The sequence below is a fragment of the Nostoc sp. FACHB-888 genome (assembly GCF_014696655.1).
In the GTDB taxonomy this organism is placed as follows: domain Bacteria; phylum Cyanobacteriota; class Cyanobacteriia; order Cyanobacteriales; family Nostocaceae; genus Nostoc.
On record NZ_JACJQM010000019.1, the window covers coordinates 94,513 to 110,804 of the forward strand.

The following is a 16,292-nucleotide window of genomic DNA, read 5'->3' on the forward strand; positions in this document are numbered from 1 at the left end:
GCATCCCATAAAAAATAACCTTTCACACAATTAATTTTTGTCATTTTTATGCCTATTCACTGAACAAGGCAAAAATTAAAATTTAGAAAAAGGAGAATTCAATCTATCTGAAAAACCTAAATTTATTTGTGGTGATTTTTTTTACTTTTTAATCCATATACTCATTCTATTGGTATTTAATAACACACTAGAGGCACTAGGCTACAAGTATTAAAGATGCCGACACTTAAAAGGCTACTATTCAATAAGTATTGCCTTGAGAACGCTATCAGAATTTGCCATATATCATTAGTAATAGATTGATGTAAAAAGGTAAGCATATCAAAAATGATGTTATTAGACTGTTTAGGCATATTTATTTAATAGCCAAGCCTCTAGCCTATGCCTACAACGTCAATAATTTGCTGACTTTACCTGATTAATCTCTAAGGTCGATAATACAGAACTGTATCATTAAATTTCTTGGATTATTCGTATGGTTACGGGGATTCATCGAAACTTTAAAAATGGTTTTTACCCTAGTTTAGAGGTTGGATAACCAAAATAAAGATATACAAGCCTAGTTCCTTTTTATTTAAATCAGCTCTGGGAATGTACTTTCATCATCTCCAAAAAAAATCTCTGTTTTCTCAAGTTTACATAAAATTTATATTTTATGTAGCAAAATCCTTATTTGAGGCAAAAACTGTTAAATAGTTATTGAAAGAACAATGCTATCAGCCTATTCTATGCAGATTGAAAACGTGGAGGCAACTTGTCCTACTTTTCCTACTTTTCCTACCTTTCCTACTTTTCCTACTTTTTCAACTTAGTGATAGGAGAGTAATTAAAAAAAATTATTTTTCTACTTTACATATAAACCTATTTTGTTAAGACATTGATTTTGCAATTGCCCAACATTTTGCGTCATAATTACAGGGTATTATTGCGGCTTTTGCTAATTTCTGAGGGTTTATAGGTTATTTGTAAAAATCAATATAGTTATAACAGCCTTGGTTTTTTAAGATATTTTTAATTTTACTTTTCTTAGTGTTTCATGCTAAAACCATAGAATTATGACAATTTTTGACTATAAAATATAAGATAATTAGCATAAATAAAGGGTCAGTATGTATCGGTGAATAAAATAATATTTAGTATATTTTTGGAGTTACAAATATTGCTAAAAAATTGCAATATTTGATACAAGTTAATTTTTTCAAAAACTGACATTCATTACAACTTAAAATAAAAATAATAGGGACAATGGGGGCAGAAGAAAAACCTGTTAATTTGCGCTCGGAGACGAATAATGGTAGCGATGTCTACGACCGGCAATGCCCACGCAGAGAACGTTCAGCATCGGTTAACTATACAAACTGTAGAAATTGCTCCTAATACAACAGCGATTCGCTCTCTTGATTGGGATCGCGATCGCTTCGATATCGAATTCGGACTGCAAAACGGCACAACCTACAATTCATATCTAATTAGAGGCGAACAAACAGTTTTGATCGATACTTCTCACCAGAAGTTTCGCGATCTATATTTAGAGACTCTAAAAGGTCTTGTTAACCCCAAAACAATTGATTACATAATTGTCAGCCACACAGAGCCAGACCATAGCGGCTTGGTGGAAGATGTTCTTCAATTAGCTCCTAGAGCTACCGTTTTAGCATCAAAAGTTGCGCTTCAGTTTTTAGAAGGTTTGGTACACGATCCATTTTCTAAGCGAGTTGTCAAAACCGGCGATCGCATAGATATCGGCAAAGGACACGAAATGGAATTCGTGAGTGCGCCTAACCTGCACTGGCCAGATACAATCTTTAGCTTTGACCGCAAAACCCAAATTCTTTACACCTGTGATGCTTTTGGGATGCATTTTTGTGACGATCGCACCTTCGACGAAGATTTAGAAGCGATCGAAGCTGACTTTAGATTTTACTACGATTGCTTAATGGGCCCTAATGCTCGTTCATTGCTGAATGCGATGAAGCGGATGGGTGATCTTGGGAAGATTAATATTATCGCCAACGGTCACGGTCCGTTATTATACCACCATTTAGATGTTCTAACCGGGTGCTACGAAAATTGGAGCCAAAAACAAGCTAAAGCAGAAACAACAGTTGGCTTGTTTTTTGTCTCAGATTATGGGTATGGCGAACGCCTTGGTCACGCAATTGCCGAAGGTATACTGAAAACTGGCATTGGGGTAGAAGTACTGGATCTGAGTACTGCTGAGAGCCAAGAAATTCAAGAACTAGCCGGGAGAGCAGCTGGCATTATTATTGGTATGCCTCCAACTACTTCTGCCGCCGCCCAAGCTGGTATCAGTTCGGTGTTAGCTGTCGCCAAGAACAAGCAATTGATTGGGCTGTTTGAATGTTACGGTGGGGATGATGAACCCATTGATACACTCCGCAGACAATTTCTCAATTCTGGCATCAAAGAAGCTTTCCCGCCCATTCGGATTAAAGAAGTTCCCACCGCATCAACATTCCAGTTATGTGAAGAAGCGGGTAAAGACATCGGACAATTGCTGGTGCGCGATCGCAACATCAAGCAAATCAAGTCCCTTGATGTCAACATGGAAAAGGCATTGGGTCGGATTAGTAGTGGACTGTATATAGTCACCACTAAAAAAGATAATGCCTCAAGTGCAATGTTGGCGTCCTGGGTAACGCAAGCGAGTTTGCAACCCTTGGGATTGACAATTGCCGTTGCGAAAGACCGCGCCATTGATTCCTTAATGCAAGTAGGCGATCGCTTCGTCCTCAACGTTTTGGAAGAAGGCAATTATCAAGAACTCAAAAAACACTTCCTGAAGCGCTTGCATCCTGGTGCTGATCGCTTTGCTGGGGTAAAAACTCAAACCGCGAAAAACGGTTCCCCAATTCTAACTGATGCTCTGGCATACATGGAATGTGAAATACAGAGCAGCATGGAATGCAGCGACCACTGGATTTTATATTGCACCGTCCAAGAAGGTCGTGTCTCCAAAAACGATGGATTGACAGCCGTTCGCCATCGCAAAGTAGGTAATTACTACTAAGAAAGAGGCAAGAGGTAACAGGAAACAGGGGACAGAAAAGAAAACTATCCCCTGTTTTCTATGATTTATACCCTATAACCTATTCCCTGTTCCCTAACTTTACCCAACAGCTATGACCAATTCCAAGCCACGCGACGTACAAGTTTTACCAATTGCTACAAATACTAAGGCGATCAGAGCACGTAGTTGGTCACGTCTGCGGTTTGAAATTGAATACGCACTTGAAAGAGGTACTACCTCCAACTGCTATTTAATTGAAGCTGATAAAACCGCAATTATTGATCCACCGCCAGAAAGCTTTACCGAAATTTATTTAGAGACATTGCGGCAGACTTTAGATTTGCAAAGTTTGGATTATATAATCTTGGGTCATTTTAGCCCCAATCGAGTTGCAACTCTCAAAGCAATTTTAGAACTGGCACCACAGGTAACTTTTGTCTGTTCTCTTCCCGGTGCGAACAATTTGCGTGCTGCTTTCTTAGATTGTGATTTGAAAGTCTTGGTGATGCGGGGGAAAGAAACTCTGGATTTAGGCAAGGGTCATATTTTAAAATTTTTCCCTACTCCCAGTCCACGTTGGCCAGAAGGGCTTTGTACCTACGATCAGCAAACCCAAATTCTCTACACAGATAAGTTATTTGCAACTCATCTCTGTGGTGATGAAGCGTTTGACGATAACTGGGAAGCGCTTAAAGAAGACCAGCGTTATTATTTTAACTGCTTGATGGCTCCCCAAATTCCTCATGTGCAAGCAGCTTTGGAGAAAATATCAGATTTGCAGGTGAGAATGTATGCTGTGGGTCACGGGCCCTTAGTACGCACCAGCTTAATCGAACTTACCAAAGCTTATGCAGAGTGGAGCCGTTCTCACAACGATCGCGAAATTTCTGTTGCCCTACTTTACGCTTCAGCTTACGGGAATACAGCGACTTTAGCACAAGCGATCGCTCTGGGATTAACTAAAGGTGGAGTCGCAGTCAAATCGATTAACTGCGAATTTGCTACCCCTGATGAAATTCGCATCAACCTAGCACAGTCAGAGGGTTTTATCATTGGTTCTCCTACCATCGGTGGTCATGCGCCAACTCCTATTCATACAGCTTTAGGTATTGTGCTATCAAGTGGTGACAACAGCAAACTCGCTGGGGTTTTTGGTTCCTACGGCTGGAGTGGCGAAGCATTTGACTTAATTGAAGGTAAACTCCGAGATGCTGGATATCGCTTTGGTTTTGACACTCTGAAGGTCAAGTTTAAACCTGATGATGTCACTCTCAAATTTTGTGAAGAATTAGGCACAGACTTTGCCCAAGCACTGAAAAAGGCTAAAAAGGTACGCCTACCACAACAAGCCGCTACTCCAGTGGAACAGGCAGTTGGTCGGATCGTTGGTTCCGTCTGCGTGATCACAGCGAAACTTGGAGAAGTGTCTACTGCAATGTTAGGCGCTTGGGTTTCTCAAGCTACTTTCAACCCACCTGGACTAACTGTTGCGATCGCCAAAGATCGAGCAATTGAATCTTTGATGTATCCAGGCGGTAAGTTTGCCTTAAATATTCTACCTGAAGGCAATCACCAAGACTACATGAAGCATTTCCGTAAATCTTTCGCGCCTGGGGAAGACCGATTCTCCAACTTTAGTACAGCAGTTGCAGATAACGGCTGTACCGTTCTCACCGACGCTTCAGCATATTTGGAATGCTCAGTCAACCAACGTCTGGAATGTGGCGATCACTGGGTTGTGTATGCAACTGTAGATGAAGGTAAATTACTCAAGCCTGATGCTGTGACTGCCATTAACCATCGCAAAACCGGCACTCATTATTAGATAGTGAGAAACTTAACCTAACGAAACCGCTTTAGCTTAAATATAGCCAAGGCGTTTTATAACAAAAATTCTCTTTTTTCTTGTGGGATAGGCATCTTGCCCGTCCCATTTTTTTGTAGATATGCAGATTACTACTTTGTCAAGTTAGTTTTGAGGGTTTGTAACAAGGACTAAAGTTTTTACACGAACTTGCTTATAGCATTTCCAAAATCTTTGCAATTTTAGTACACCCAAGCAAATTTTAGTTATCTACTAGATTATCTATCTAATGATACTATTAAGGGGAGCAAGGTCTTGCTCCCCTTAACATTAAACAATTTTTGTAGAACTAGCCTTCTCATCAAATTGGCTATAAATTTAGAGTTAGTAACAGAAATTACAAGCGTTTTGGAAACCATAACTCCACCCCTCAACGTCAGACTACCCAATTTACTAACAGGCCACCGAGTTAAAATTCTAAATGGTAATGCGATCGCTTCCAAAAATCTTTGTAACAAATAAATTGACTGTAGGGCTATAGATTTATATGCTTTTACCAACGTATCTGTACTAGAAATGTTGTGAAATGGTATGACCTGTTACAGAATGCGAAATCAGAAAAATGCTGTGTGCGATTTCAGTATTAAAGCGGAAACAAGATAAATTCACTTACTGAAATTCCGCAATTGCCGCCAAGACAATTGCAAAAACGCAGTGTAGCCTTTAACTAGAAAAACAGTATGGCACTTGCTAAACAAAATGCCAACTATGGCCGCTAAACTTTTATAATATTTGTTGTTCTTATGGCTCCAAAACACACCAAAATTCAATTTCCTCTTTGGCAGTATCTAAACCAGCCTTTATTTAGTCAGGATACTAAATTAGTATTGAATCCCCAACGCTTTGCATTTATCTGGCGTCTTCGACTTCTAGAACGTTGCTGGGCTAAAGAATGTGATGCCAAAGGGCCTCAACAGCATTAAGTACCTGAAAAGCCGTAAAACTAAGCCTCGTCTACAGAACGAGGCTTTTTACCGTCAAGTAAAGCACTGACAGTTATACCTCCAATAACATTACATTAATTGCAGTACGGCAGCGATCCAAAAACCAGTCTATGGTGACTAGCAAAGCAATGTACTGGGTAGGTAAGCCTATAGAAGTGAACACCAGTATCATTGTTACCAGCCCAGTATTGGGAATATTCGCTACACCTACAGATGCAAAAATCGAGGTAAAAATGACAATTAACTGCTGTTCTAGGCTCAGATGTTGCCCAATCAATTGAGAAATATACAACGCAGACATTACTTCATAGAGGGCAGTACCATCATTATTGAAATTTGCTCCTACTAATGCCCCTAAGGCAACAGAAGATTCCCTTAAACCAACTTTTTTCCAAAACTTCAGAGGTTATGGGCATTGCCGTCGCACAAGAAGAAGTTGAGAAAGCTGTCAAAAAGGCATCAGAACCGCTAGCGAACAATTTTAGTGGGTGTACCCAAGAACCAAATTTTACTCTGGTGAGGTAGTAGCACGCCTGTAATGCCAGTACTAACAGCACCGCCACGATAAATGCATCCAAAGATTTAAACGGTGCAAATCCTTGCATAGCAATTGTACGCAACGCTTGTCGCAGAGGGGAAGGGCTTGCTTCCCCAGCTAATAGCCCCCTTCCCCTCTGCCTCTTTGGTGAGGGGGATACGCTGCCACCAAGGGCTAGCTTTGGTTTCAGGCAAAGAAGTACTCTCTATTTCGCTCATTAGTCAGATGCTGATTAACTGCTGTAAGTATTAAAACAACATTGATGACAGTGGCAATTTCGGAAAAAGAACAGCTTTAATTTTAGGTAAAAACTGCTAATGTAATATTCCGTTGCTTTGCAAAATCCGGCTTGAAAGGGTATACCACAAGGTAGGCCCCTAGAGATATCTTGGCTTGTGGTTGGAGATGCTTATGTCCTTTGTACCTTTACATATTCACAGTGACTACAGTCTACTCGATGGGGCAAGTCAGCTACCAGAGTTGGTAAATCAAGCGATCGCGCTGGGGATGAAAGCGATCGCCCTTACCGATCATGGTGTCATGTATGGAGCCATTGAACTAATCAAAATCTGCCGTAGTCAAAATATTAAGCCGATTATCGGCAATGAAATGTATATAATTAACGGCGATATTGAGAAACAAGAACGCCGACCCAAATATCACCAAGTTGTTTTAGCTAAAAATACTAAAGGTTACAAAAATTTAGTTAAAATAACCACAATTTCTCACCTCAAAGGTGTTCAAGGAAAAGGAATTTTTTCCCGTCCTTGTATTAATAAAGATTTACTGAAACAATATCATGAAGGCTTGATTGTCACTAGTGCTTGTTTAGGTGGAGAAATTCCTCAAGCGATTCTCAGTAATAGACCAGATGCAGCCCGGAAAGTTGCTCAGTGGTATAAAGACGTATTTGGTGATGACTATTATTTAGAAATTCAAGACCACGGCTCCCAAGAAGACCGAATTGTTAATGTTGAAATCGTCAAAATTGCGCGGGAGCTTGGCATTAAAATTGTTGCCACTAATGATTCTCATTTTATTTCTTGTTTTGACGTTGAAGCCCACGATGCTTTGCTATGTATTCAAACTGGCAAGCTAATTATTGAAGATAAGCGGATGCGTTATAGCGGTACAGAATATCTCAAATCTGGTGAGGAGATGCAGCAGCTATTTCGTGACCATTTGCCGGATGATGTGATCAGCGAAGCGATCGCTACTACTGAAGAAGTTGCTGATAAAGTCGAGCCTTACCATATTATGGGTGAGCCTCAGATTCCTACACCTCCAATTCCCTCTGGTCATACTGCTGACACTTACGCCGAAGATGTTGCATGGAGTGGACTTTTAGAACGCTTAAATCGCAAATCTCGCCAAGAAGTCGATTCCGTCTATAAAGAAAGATTGGAATACGAACTGAAAATGATTCAGCAAATGGGTTTTTCCAAATACTTTTTAGTTGTATGGGACTACATCAAATTTGCTAGGGATAATAACATTCCTGTAGGGCCAGGTCGTGGTTCTGCGGCTGGTTCGTTAGTTGCTTATGCGATGCGAATTACTAATATTGACCCTGTGCATCATGGACTACTATTTGAACGTTTTTTGAACCCAGAACGAAAATCCATGCCTGATATTGATACAGATTTCTGTATTGAACAACGGGATAAAGTTATTGATTATGTAACTGAAAAATATGGTGCAGATAGAGTTGCCCAAATTATTACTTTTAACCGCCTCACGTCTAAAGCAGTTTTGAAAGATGTCGCCAGAGTATTGAATATTCCTTATGGGGAAGCTGACAAAATGGCGAAATTAATTCCTGTAGTTCGGGGGAAACCAACGAAACTCAAGGTGATGGTTTCCGATAAAACTCCAGAACCAGAATTTAAAGAGAAATATGATAGAGAACCCCATGTTCGCCATTGGCTTGATATGGCGATGCGAATTGAAGGAACTAACAAAACCTTTGGTGTTCATGCCGCAGGCGTGGTAATTTCAGACGAACCACTTGATGAAATTGTGCCGCTACAGAAAAATAATGACGGTTCTGTAATTACCCAATATTTCATGGAAGACTTGGAATCAATGGGTTTATTGAAAATGGATTTCCTGGGTTTGCGGAACCTGACCCTGATTCAAAAGACTGTTGATTTGATTCAAGAAACAAGAGGATATCGGGTTGATCCTGATGAAATTCCTCGCCAGGAACGAAAAGCCCAGAAGATATTAGCTAAAGGTGAACATAGCAGTTTACCAAAAGATGTCCAAAAAACTTATGAGTTATTAGAAGCAGGTGAATTAGAAGGGATATTTCAATTAGAATCTTCTGGAATGCGTCAGATAGTGCGAGATTTGAAGCCTTCTAATATAGAAGATATTTCTTCAATTTTGGCACTTTATCGACCGGGGCCATTAGATGCAGGGCTGATTCCTAAATTTATTAACCGCAAACATGGTCGAGAAAATATTGATTATCAACACACTGTTTTAGAACCAATATTAGACGAAACTTATGGAATTATGGTCTATCAAGAGCAAATCATGAAAATTGCTCAAGATATGGCTGGATATTCTTTAGGACAAGCTGACTTGCTGCGTCGCGCAATGGGTAAGAAGAAAGTTTCTGAGATGCAAAAGCAGCGAGAAAAATTCGTAGATGGCGCAGCGAAAAATGGTGTTCCGAAAAAAGTTGCGGATGAATTATTTGAGCAAATGTTGAAGTTTGCTGAATATTGTTTAAGCTATGATACGGAAATATTAACAGTAGAATATGGATTGTTGCCGATTGGTAAAATTGTAGAAAAACGCATTGAATGTACTGTGTACAGCGTTGATAATAATGGAAATATTTATACGCAACCTGTAGCACAGTGGCACGATCGCGGACAACAAGAGGTGTTTGAATATTGTTTGGAAGATGGTTCAATAATTCGGGCGACAAAAGACCATAAATTTATGACTGTTGATGGTCAAATGTTGCCAATTGATGAAATTTTTGAACGTGAATTGGATTTGATGCGGGTTGATAATTTGCCGAGTTAGCTAGAATAAAACTGAAGTCAGCAATTGGGGATTTGAAAAATGCTCTCATTCAACACCGATGGCAGGGTTATAAGCAGTTTTTTAAACGCGATCGCTCCATTGATGGATAGAACCCAGCGAGATGTTACAAAAGATATTACGAGTTTTAAATGACTTGGATCAAGTAATACCAATTCTGTATGAAGATGCACATAATCAGTCCCCCCAACGCATCGGGGGGACGGCGTAGCCGGGGGTAAATATATGCAGCTTCACAAAGAAACGGTATAAGTAAGAAAATTTACCGATGTGATATTTTTAAATGGGTTTATACAGGTAGTAAATACGAGTCGTTTACATCGATAAAAATCAATCCCTAAAAAATTATATACATCGATCGAGAATAGTGAAAATAACTGAGGCTCACAAGGATTGAGGTCTGATATTGAAAAAGTTTTTATTTGTCGGTGGCGTGCTGCTAATTCTTTTTATTTATTTTGGTTTAAACTATTCTGGCTTCTGTTTTGCAGAAATGCGTTACCTAAGTAACGAAGAAAAAATTAGAGCAGTATTTGATTATCAAAATAGCCGGGATACATTACCGATAAAAAACTTCCCAGATCCCAAGCACATCAAGTATAAAAGCTTCGATGAATATATAGCATTGTATACAAAATGCTGTTCCGTCAATCCCGGCGGTCCTTATGAAGTTCCTCCTACAAAATTTCTCGATCGCATTCTTGGATATGATTCGGGCGATGTTGTAGTTATTAACTTTAAAGTACGTTATTTGAATGAAAACGGCTCACTCGAAACAGCAGAAGTTCGCTTTGATAACTACTTGCAAAACTGTGGTAAGCCTCGCTGATAATTCCCTCGGACATTAAAGCAGAAGCATCGGAGAAAAATTATGGTTCAACTAAATAGAAACAATATAACAAATCAATATTGATACAGGCAATTAACCACTCCAACAAATTTTGCAGATGAGAGTTTGATTCGCTTTAAAGATGCTACTACAGAGATAGAAAATCTATGAGCGATCGCTTTGAAAAATGGTTCAACAAAATTTTAGCAATGGAAGCGCACCTTTGCTACATATTATGCCTATAGGTTAGAAGCATAAGGTTACATTTGCTGACATGATCAAAAAAGGTCATGTTTTTATGTTGTCGTATGAAGATATTGGTGCTGAATGCCGGATCGAGCAGCCAAAAGAGTTGTCTGTATAAGATTGCAGATAATGCTCTCCCCACCCAAGCAGCCCAACCCGTTTGGGAAGGGAAAATCAACTGGACTCAAGATCGGGGTGTGGCAGAAATTGAAGTAAAAACTGGTACGGGTGCAACACTGCAAAAATCAATTTCTGGTGATTCTCCACAGGCACACCTCTCTTATATACTCAATACACTTAGTGATGGTGATACCAAGGTAATTGATCAGTTATCAGAAATCGATGTGGTGGGGCATCGGATAGTACATGGCGGACAGGATTACCGAGATAGTGTGGTAATTACGGAGGATGTTAAAAAAGCGATCGCTCGTTTATCTAATCTCGCTCCCGCACATAATCCAGCCGCTTTATCAGGCATAGAAGCAATTGAAAAAATCTTAAAAGATGTCACTCAAGTAGCAGTCTTTGATACTGCTTTTCATGCCACTCTACCCGATGCCGCAGCAATCTATCCTGGCCCATATCAGTGGGTAGAGCAAGGTATCCGTCGCTATGGGTTTCACGGTATCAGTCACCAATATTGTTCTCAACGTGCTGCCCAAATTCTCGGTCGAGATGTTCCCCCTGAACGGTTAATTACTTGTCATTTGGGTAATGGCTGCTCTTTGGCGGCAATTAAAAACGGTCGCAGCATTGATACCACAATGGGATTCACACCCCTAGACGGATTGATGATGGGTAGTCGTTCTGGTTCAGTTGATCCGGGAATTTTGATTTACCTGTTGCAGTACTGCAATTACTCCGTCGAGAGGTTGGATCATATATTAAATAAAGCCTCTGGGTTAAAAGGAATTTCGGGTGTAGCTAGCGATATGCGTGAGGTAAGAGAAGCGATTGTTCAAGGTAATTCCCGCGCTCAACTGGCGTGGGATATCTACGTACACCGCCTGCGTTCTGGTATCGGTGCAATGCTTAGTAGTTTGGGCGGATTAGATACTTTGGTGTTCACAGCAGGCGTAGGTGAACACTCTGCGGAAATTCGCCAAGCCGCCTGTGAAGCCTTTGGTTTTTTAGGATTGAAACTTGATATTGAGAAAAATCAACAGCAGCCTGTTGATGAGGATATTGCCACACCCGATTCAGCAGTGCGAGTATTAGTTATCCATACTCAAGAAGATTGGGCGATCGCCGAGCAGTGTTGGCAATTATTAAAAAAGAGTTATTGAGCTACAAATAGTTTGACTAGGGCGACATTAACAAAAATCTTCAGGCAACAAACCTATCTCACCTACTTGATTGAACTGCTCTTGTAGCCAAGCTGCGAAAAGTTCACTCAAAAGTCGCTGGCGCATGAGATCATCAAACTGTGCTGGAATCAACTTTTCCATTCTGACGATCGCCATCGATTCCCCTAAGCGAGTGGGAGGCCAAAGTTGACCAGGTTGGCTAACTGATAGCATCTTTGCCAGCGTTTGGTGACAATTACTTAGAGAAACTGGCCCGATTAACCCGCCATTAGACGCATTGGCATCTTGAGAGTACTTGCGGGCGAGTTCAGCAAAATCTGCTTCTTTTTCTAGGATACGAAAATAGAGTTCTTGGGCAGCCAAATCATTAGTCTGAATCAAAGAAAAAAGCACCTGATCAAACTCCGACTTGCGGCTTCGGAAGTGAGATTCCAGTTGGTTTCCCCAAGTACCCTGCTTAAATTTTTCAATTTTTAGCGATCGCCTGACATAGGTTTGTAGTTGTTGTGTCGTCATGCCATTGCGTTTTAGCCAAGTTTGAAGTTCTGTATTTGAATTCAAGTGATTTTTTTGACAAAACTTCTGATAAGCACTCTCTTCTTCCTCAAGCGTATGGGTAAAAGGAGCGATCGCTTCATCAATAATTAATTCAAATAACAACCGAGGCAGCAATTGATAACTAGCTAGTAAAGGGACGATTTCTTCAGATGTGATAGTGCGGTTCCCGACTTGTAAAACTACAGTCATATTAGATTGGCTCTGTCATTTAGTTTTAGCTTTGGGATTTTAAATTCATTCTCATGTTGAAATTCGCTTGCTCTCAGACCTTTTTAAATTTTGGATTTTGAACCTTCAATCCAAAATCCAAAATTTAAAATCTAAATTCTGTGAGTATATCTAAACCGGAGTCAAAAAGTTATTAAACACGGAACTGGCGACATTCCTACCTACTCCTACCCCGTCTATAGTGGCCGCTTCGATATGAACACCACCATAAAGCCTGCTATCGGCATCCTCTTGGGCTGCCTGCGAAAAGCTGCCGTAATAGCGAGCAACACCAGGTAATTCTTGTGAAGGAATATCAAAACTGATGTTATCAGTACCGTAGAAAAGTTTCAGAATTTCGGCTGATGCACCACCAAATACAGAATGCCCAGATATGTAGTCGGGGAATGGTGGGGTATCTAGTAACGGCTCCCAATTAGGATCGGCAATCGTGTCGGAATTGTTGTCTTGATCCGCATTACGGATTGCAGTAATTGGACGCAATTGCTCATAAACATACTTGGTGTCCCAGGCAACAATACCCGCATCAGCTTGGGCAATGTTCAGCAGTGCGAATAAACGGGCATTCTCCTCCAGAGTATTGTTTTGAGCCAGTGCTACTTCTTGGGCGAGTTCGTTAAACTGACCTGGTGGCCTGAAAGTATCGCCGCGATCGTAAGCCCAGAATTGGGCAATTTCCGTCTGATCTGCGGTGCGAACAGTGCTGTTTTCAGCACCAAGCGCCTTAACTTGATTAAAATCTCTCGTATACTGAGGGCTACCATATTCAGGGAAAGTATCTGGACGGAAAAGGGTAACACTGTCTATAGCAAAGGGAGTTACTAGACCCCACTGGGGTAATGCTGCTGATGCAAAATTGGTAGTATTATTTGTTGTTTCACCATCGGTAAAAGTTGGCTTCCAATCACCAAAGCCAGTTCCCGGCGTGTATGATCCTTGTGCAGTACTTGAACCATCATTTTTCCGGTTATCCAGTATTTGCTGGGCAACCTTTTGTCCGATCTCAATGCCGTTTTTCTTAGCCGTACCATCCGGGATTTCTGCAAGAGACCTTTGCCGTTGTTCATCAAATATAGGTATAAGTTTTTGATCTTCTTGGAATAAATTGACCAGCGTTCGGTAGGCTGCTTCAACTGCCGCAGCTTCTTTTGATGCTCCAGCAGCTTCCGATGGGTCGATGTTGACTAAATAAGGCTTGTAACTCCGGTCAATTGCATTGACGGCATCAAAAACTGCCGCCTGAACGATCGCCTGATTACGTGCCGCCAGTGGAGGTGCTGTTCCCGATGCTTGTATGGCATTTAAGAGAATTGAGTTCCATTGAATCACAACGTCACCTCCAGTAATTAACTGGCTGGCTACATTGTTGACGGTATTACTTTCAGTAACATTATTACCTGACTCTACCTGTCCAATCAGATAGTAGAGTCCTGGAGAGACAACACTTGCAGTCCGGAACTCAGATCCGGCAAAATCCACAGTAAATGTTTTAGATTGACCAGGCGCTAAATTAACTATTTGACCATTCAAACTGCCCAAAATCTCATCTTTGCCCTTGAGTAAATCGCTTGCACCTCTTGATTGTTCTAGTGTGTTTAGGGAATTGAGGTCAAGAACTTTATCCGTTGATCCATACAATTTGAGGTTTACAGGCCCATTGAACCCTGTATCACCTTGATTTTTAACAACAATTTCCAGTTTTCCCTGTTCATCGGGAAAGATTGTCGGATTTTCGAGTATTTCAGCAAACTGGATAACAATATCTGAAGCCATAAAGCTTTTGTTCCTTTTTTTTTGCAAGTAGGAATAAGGTAGTTTTTTGCCTTTTGCTATTAAAGGACTACCAAAAAATAAATCATCCAATCTTAATTTGTAGGGTGCATTAATGTTCCTATAGAGTACCGTAGGCAAGTAATGCACAATCTTAATCTAATCAATCATGGTGCATTCACCGCAGATATAACGCACCCTACAAGTTGGATATTTTTTTAATTGGAAGCCTTTAAGACGTGCAGTAACGCTCAGATAATATTTTGGTCTAATACCCTGAGTCTGAATTTCTAATCAAACAAAAATGAATTGATCGTTATTAGAAAGACTTAGATCGGAGACTGAAATTCCCTCAACAATACCAAGGAGTTCCGACTCAGATTGGCTTGGGGTATAAAATATTCCCGTACCAGATATCGAGCTATCAGGAGATGCACCCAGGAAATAGTCACTTGCTGACCCTGCTAGCTGAATTTTATCTACACCACGGATAACACCGTCGTTAATGAAACCAAAATCTTTAATTAGAGCGTAGTCTTGAGTACCACTGGCGTTACTATTGCCATCATTGTATAAAAGTACATAAAAAATAACACTATCAACACCATTTACATCTCTAGCATTTGCTTTTTCAAGCCCAAGAACAAATGTATCGTTATTTTTTCCACCGATTAAGACATCTTTTTCGCCAAAGCCAAATCCTTGTTGCAGTTGACCAGAGAATCCTGTATCACTACCAATCAATACATCGTTGCCGTCACCACCATTAAGAGAGTCGTAACCCTGCTCACCAACTAGTAAATCTTTTCCAGCACCACCTTCGAGGGAGTCGTTACCTCGACCACCATAAATTTTGTCGTTGCCATTGTTACCAAAGATTGTATCGTCACCACTTACACCGGGGCTGCCCTCTATGTTATCACCGTAAAGTATATCGTTGCCATCGTCACCATTAATTTGATCGTTGTCTGTCCCACCTTCAATATAGTCATTGCCAGAATCACCATAGATGCTGTCTTGACGGTCTTGACCATAGAGTTGATCGTTTCCTTCACCACCAAAAATGCTGTCATTGCCACTTGCAATGAAGCCTGAATCTGCACTGGGACTAGAGTCTCCAAAGACAACATCTTTACCAGCATCACCCAGGAGGTAATCGTTTCCACCTCCTCCACTAATGAGGTCATCTCCATTGCGACCTGAGACTATATCATCGACACCTAAACTAGTTATGATGTCATCTCCATCAGCACCATTGAGTGTATCCGCATTAGGCGTGCCTATTATTATTTGAGTATCATCCTTATCTACACTCCCTGTTATTTGCTCAACATTGGCACTAAATGTATCCAACGATGCACCTCCGGAGGCGATGGAGTCTGTGAAGCCAATGTTTTTAACGCCAGTGGATGACGTAGTTTTTGGTGGGATATACGTACCTTTTTCTAGCTGTTCTAGTGTTGCTAATCCAGTATTTTCATTTGTAGAAAATACTGGTTCAATTATTTCTGCTTCTGAAGTATCGAATGTGCTTGCTGTCGGGTCTTGGAGTTCTTCTAATTCTTGTTCTTCTATGCTGAGTATTGCCATTTTTTTGACCTCATTTCGTTAAATAACTTGGATGACACAACTATTTTTGCTCAATTAAGAAAGAGCTACTTTTGTCTAGCAGTAATGTTGCAGAAAAGAGTGAGCCTTTGAACTAACAAAAGTATTTTTAACTTGATGAACTCTTTATGGAGGTGTATAAATCATGGTTGCACTATATAAAACAGCAACATAGCTATACTCTCTATCGGGTTCAAACTGTGAGTTTTACGCGAAGTTCTAGTTATTGTTACAATTGTTTATATAAGCTAGAAAATACTATGCTAAAGATACATTGCTTAAGTAAAATACAATATATTTTATACTTGC

9 protein-coding genes and 1 pseudogene are annotated in these 16,292 nt (G+C 40.4%); 6 read left to right on the plus strand and 4 right to left on the minus strand.

What is annotated here, in order from left to right:
- The first annotated feature begins 1,291 nt into the window (after positions 1–1,291).
- From H6G26_RS14645 to H6G26_RS42550, 3 genes are all read left to right on the plus strand, one after another.
- A complete protein-coding gene (locus tag H6G26_RS14645) occupies positions 1,292–3,031 on the plus strand; it encodes a diflavin flavoprotein (protein WP_190729948.1) in 1,740 nt (579 codons plus the stop codon).
- A gap of 112 nt (positions 3,032–3,143) precedes the next feature.
- Complete coding sequence (locus tag H6G26_RS14650) at positions 3,144–4,856, plus strand: diflavin flavoprotein (protein ID WP_190729949.1); 1,713 nt, start codon at positions 3,144–3,146, stop codon at positions 4,854–4,856.
- Positions 4,857–5,638: 782 nt separating this feature from the next.
- The gene (locus tag H6G26_RS42550; protein ID WP_229561381.1) at positions 5,639–5,818 is read left to right on the plus strand and encodes a hypothetical protein; all 180 of its coding nucleotides are present in this window, start codon (positions 5,639–5,641) and stop codon (positions 5,816–5,818) included.
- A 20-nt stretch (positions 5,819–5,838) separates the two neighbouring features.
- On the opposite strand, the pseudogene H6G26_RS14655 reads toward H6G26_RS42550, so the two are convergent.
- Positions 5,839–6,456, minus strand: a pseudogene (locus H6G26_RS14655) (cation:dicarboxylase symporter family transporter); the annotation flags it as partial.
- A 332-nt stretch (positions 6,457–6,788) separates the two neighbouring features.
- Between H6G26_RS14655 and H6G26_RS14660 the strand changes: the two are divergent.
- The 3 genes from H6G26_RS14660 (at position 6,789) to H6G26_RS14670 (ending at position 11,798) form a co-directional block, all read left to right on the plus strand.
- Complete coding sequence (locus H6G26_RS14660; RefSeq protein WP_190729950.1) at positions 6,789–9,419, plus strand: DNA polymerase III subunit alpha; 2,631 nt, start codon at positions 6,789–6,791, stop codon at positions 9,417–9,419.
- A 424-nt stretch (positions 9,420–9,843) separates the two neighbouring features.
- Positions 9,844–10,266: a hypothetical protein gene (locus H6G26_RS14665; protein ID WP_190729951.1), complete on the plus strand. Its 423-nt coding sequence runs from the start codon at positions 9,844–9,846 to the stop codon at positions 10,264–10,266.
- 308 nt (positions 10,267–10,574) lie between these two features.
- Positions 10,575–11,798, plus strand: a complete 1,224-nt coding sequence (locus tag H6G26_RS14670; RefSeq protein WP_190729971.1) for an acetate kinase — start codon at positions 10,575–10,577, stop codon at positions 11,796–11,798.
- Positions 11,799–11,825: 27 nt separating this feature from the next.
- Here H6G26_RS14670 and H6G26_RS14675 read toward each other — a convergent pair whose 3' ends face one another.
- From H6G26_RS14675 to H6G26_RS43770, 3 genes are all read right to left on the minus strand, one after another.
- The gene (locus H6G26_RS14675) at positions 11,826–12,566 is read right to left on the minus strand and encodes a peptidylprolyl isomerase (RefSeq protein WP_190729952.1); all 741 of its coding nucleotides are present in this window, start codon (positions 12,564–12,566) and stop codon (positions 11,826–11,828) included.
- 150 nt (positions 12,567–12,716) lie between these two features.
- On the minus strand, positions 12,717–14,378 hold the full coding sequence (locus H6G26_RS14680) for a CARDB domain-containing protein (RefSeq protein WP_190729953.1): 1,662 nt from the start codon (positions 14,376–14,378) through the stop codon (positions 12,717–12,719).
- A 291-nt stretch (positions 14,379–14,669) separates the two neighbouring features.
- Positions 14,670–15,965 carry a calcium-binding protein gene (locus tag H6G26_RS43770; RefSeq protein WP_190729954.1) on the minus strand — a complete coding sequence of 432 codons (1,296 nt, stop codon included), beginning with the start codon at positions 15,963–15,965 and terminating at the stop codon, positions 14,670–14,672.
- Positions 15,966–16,292: the final 327 nt, after the last annotated feature.

Excerpts from the sequence above, each read along its gene's own strand:
- H6G26_RS14660 (WP_190729950.1), top strand. The coding sequence starts at position 6,789 with ATGTCCTTTGTACCTTTACATATTCACAGTGACTACAGTCTACTCGAT.
- H6G26_RS14645 (WP_190729948.1), top strand. The coding sequence starts at position 1,292 with ATGGTAGCGATGTCTACGACCGGCAATGCCCACGCAGAGAACGTTCAG.
- H6G26_RS14680 (WP_190729953.1), bottom strand. The coding sequence starts at position 14,378 with ATGGCTTCAGATATTGTTATCCAGTTTGCTGAAATACTCGAAAATCCG.
- H6G26_RS43770 (WP_190729954.1), bottom strand. The coding sequence starts at position 15,965 with ATGGCAATACTCAGCATAGAAGAACAAGAATTAGAAGAACTCCAAGAC.
- H6G26_RS42550 (WP_229561381.1), top strand. The coding sequence starts at position 5,639 with ATGGCTCCAAAACACACCAAAATTCAATTTCCTCTTTGGCAGTATCTA.
- H6G26_RS14675 (WP_190729952.1), bottom strand. The coding sequence starts at position 12,566 with ATGACTGTAGTTTTACAAGTCGGGAACCGCACTATCACATCTGAAGAA.
- H6G26_RS14670 (WP_190729971.1), top strand. The coding sequence starts at position 10,575 with ATGAAGATATTGGTGCTGAATGCCGGATCGAGCAGCCAAAAGAGTTGT.
- H6G26_RS14650 (WP_190729949.1), top strand. The coding sequence starts at position 3,144 with ATGACCAATTCCAAGCCACGCGACGTACAAGTTTTACCAATTGCTACA.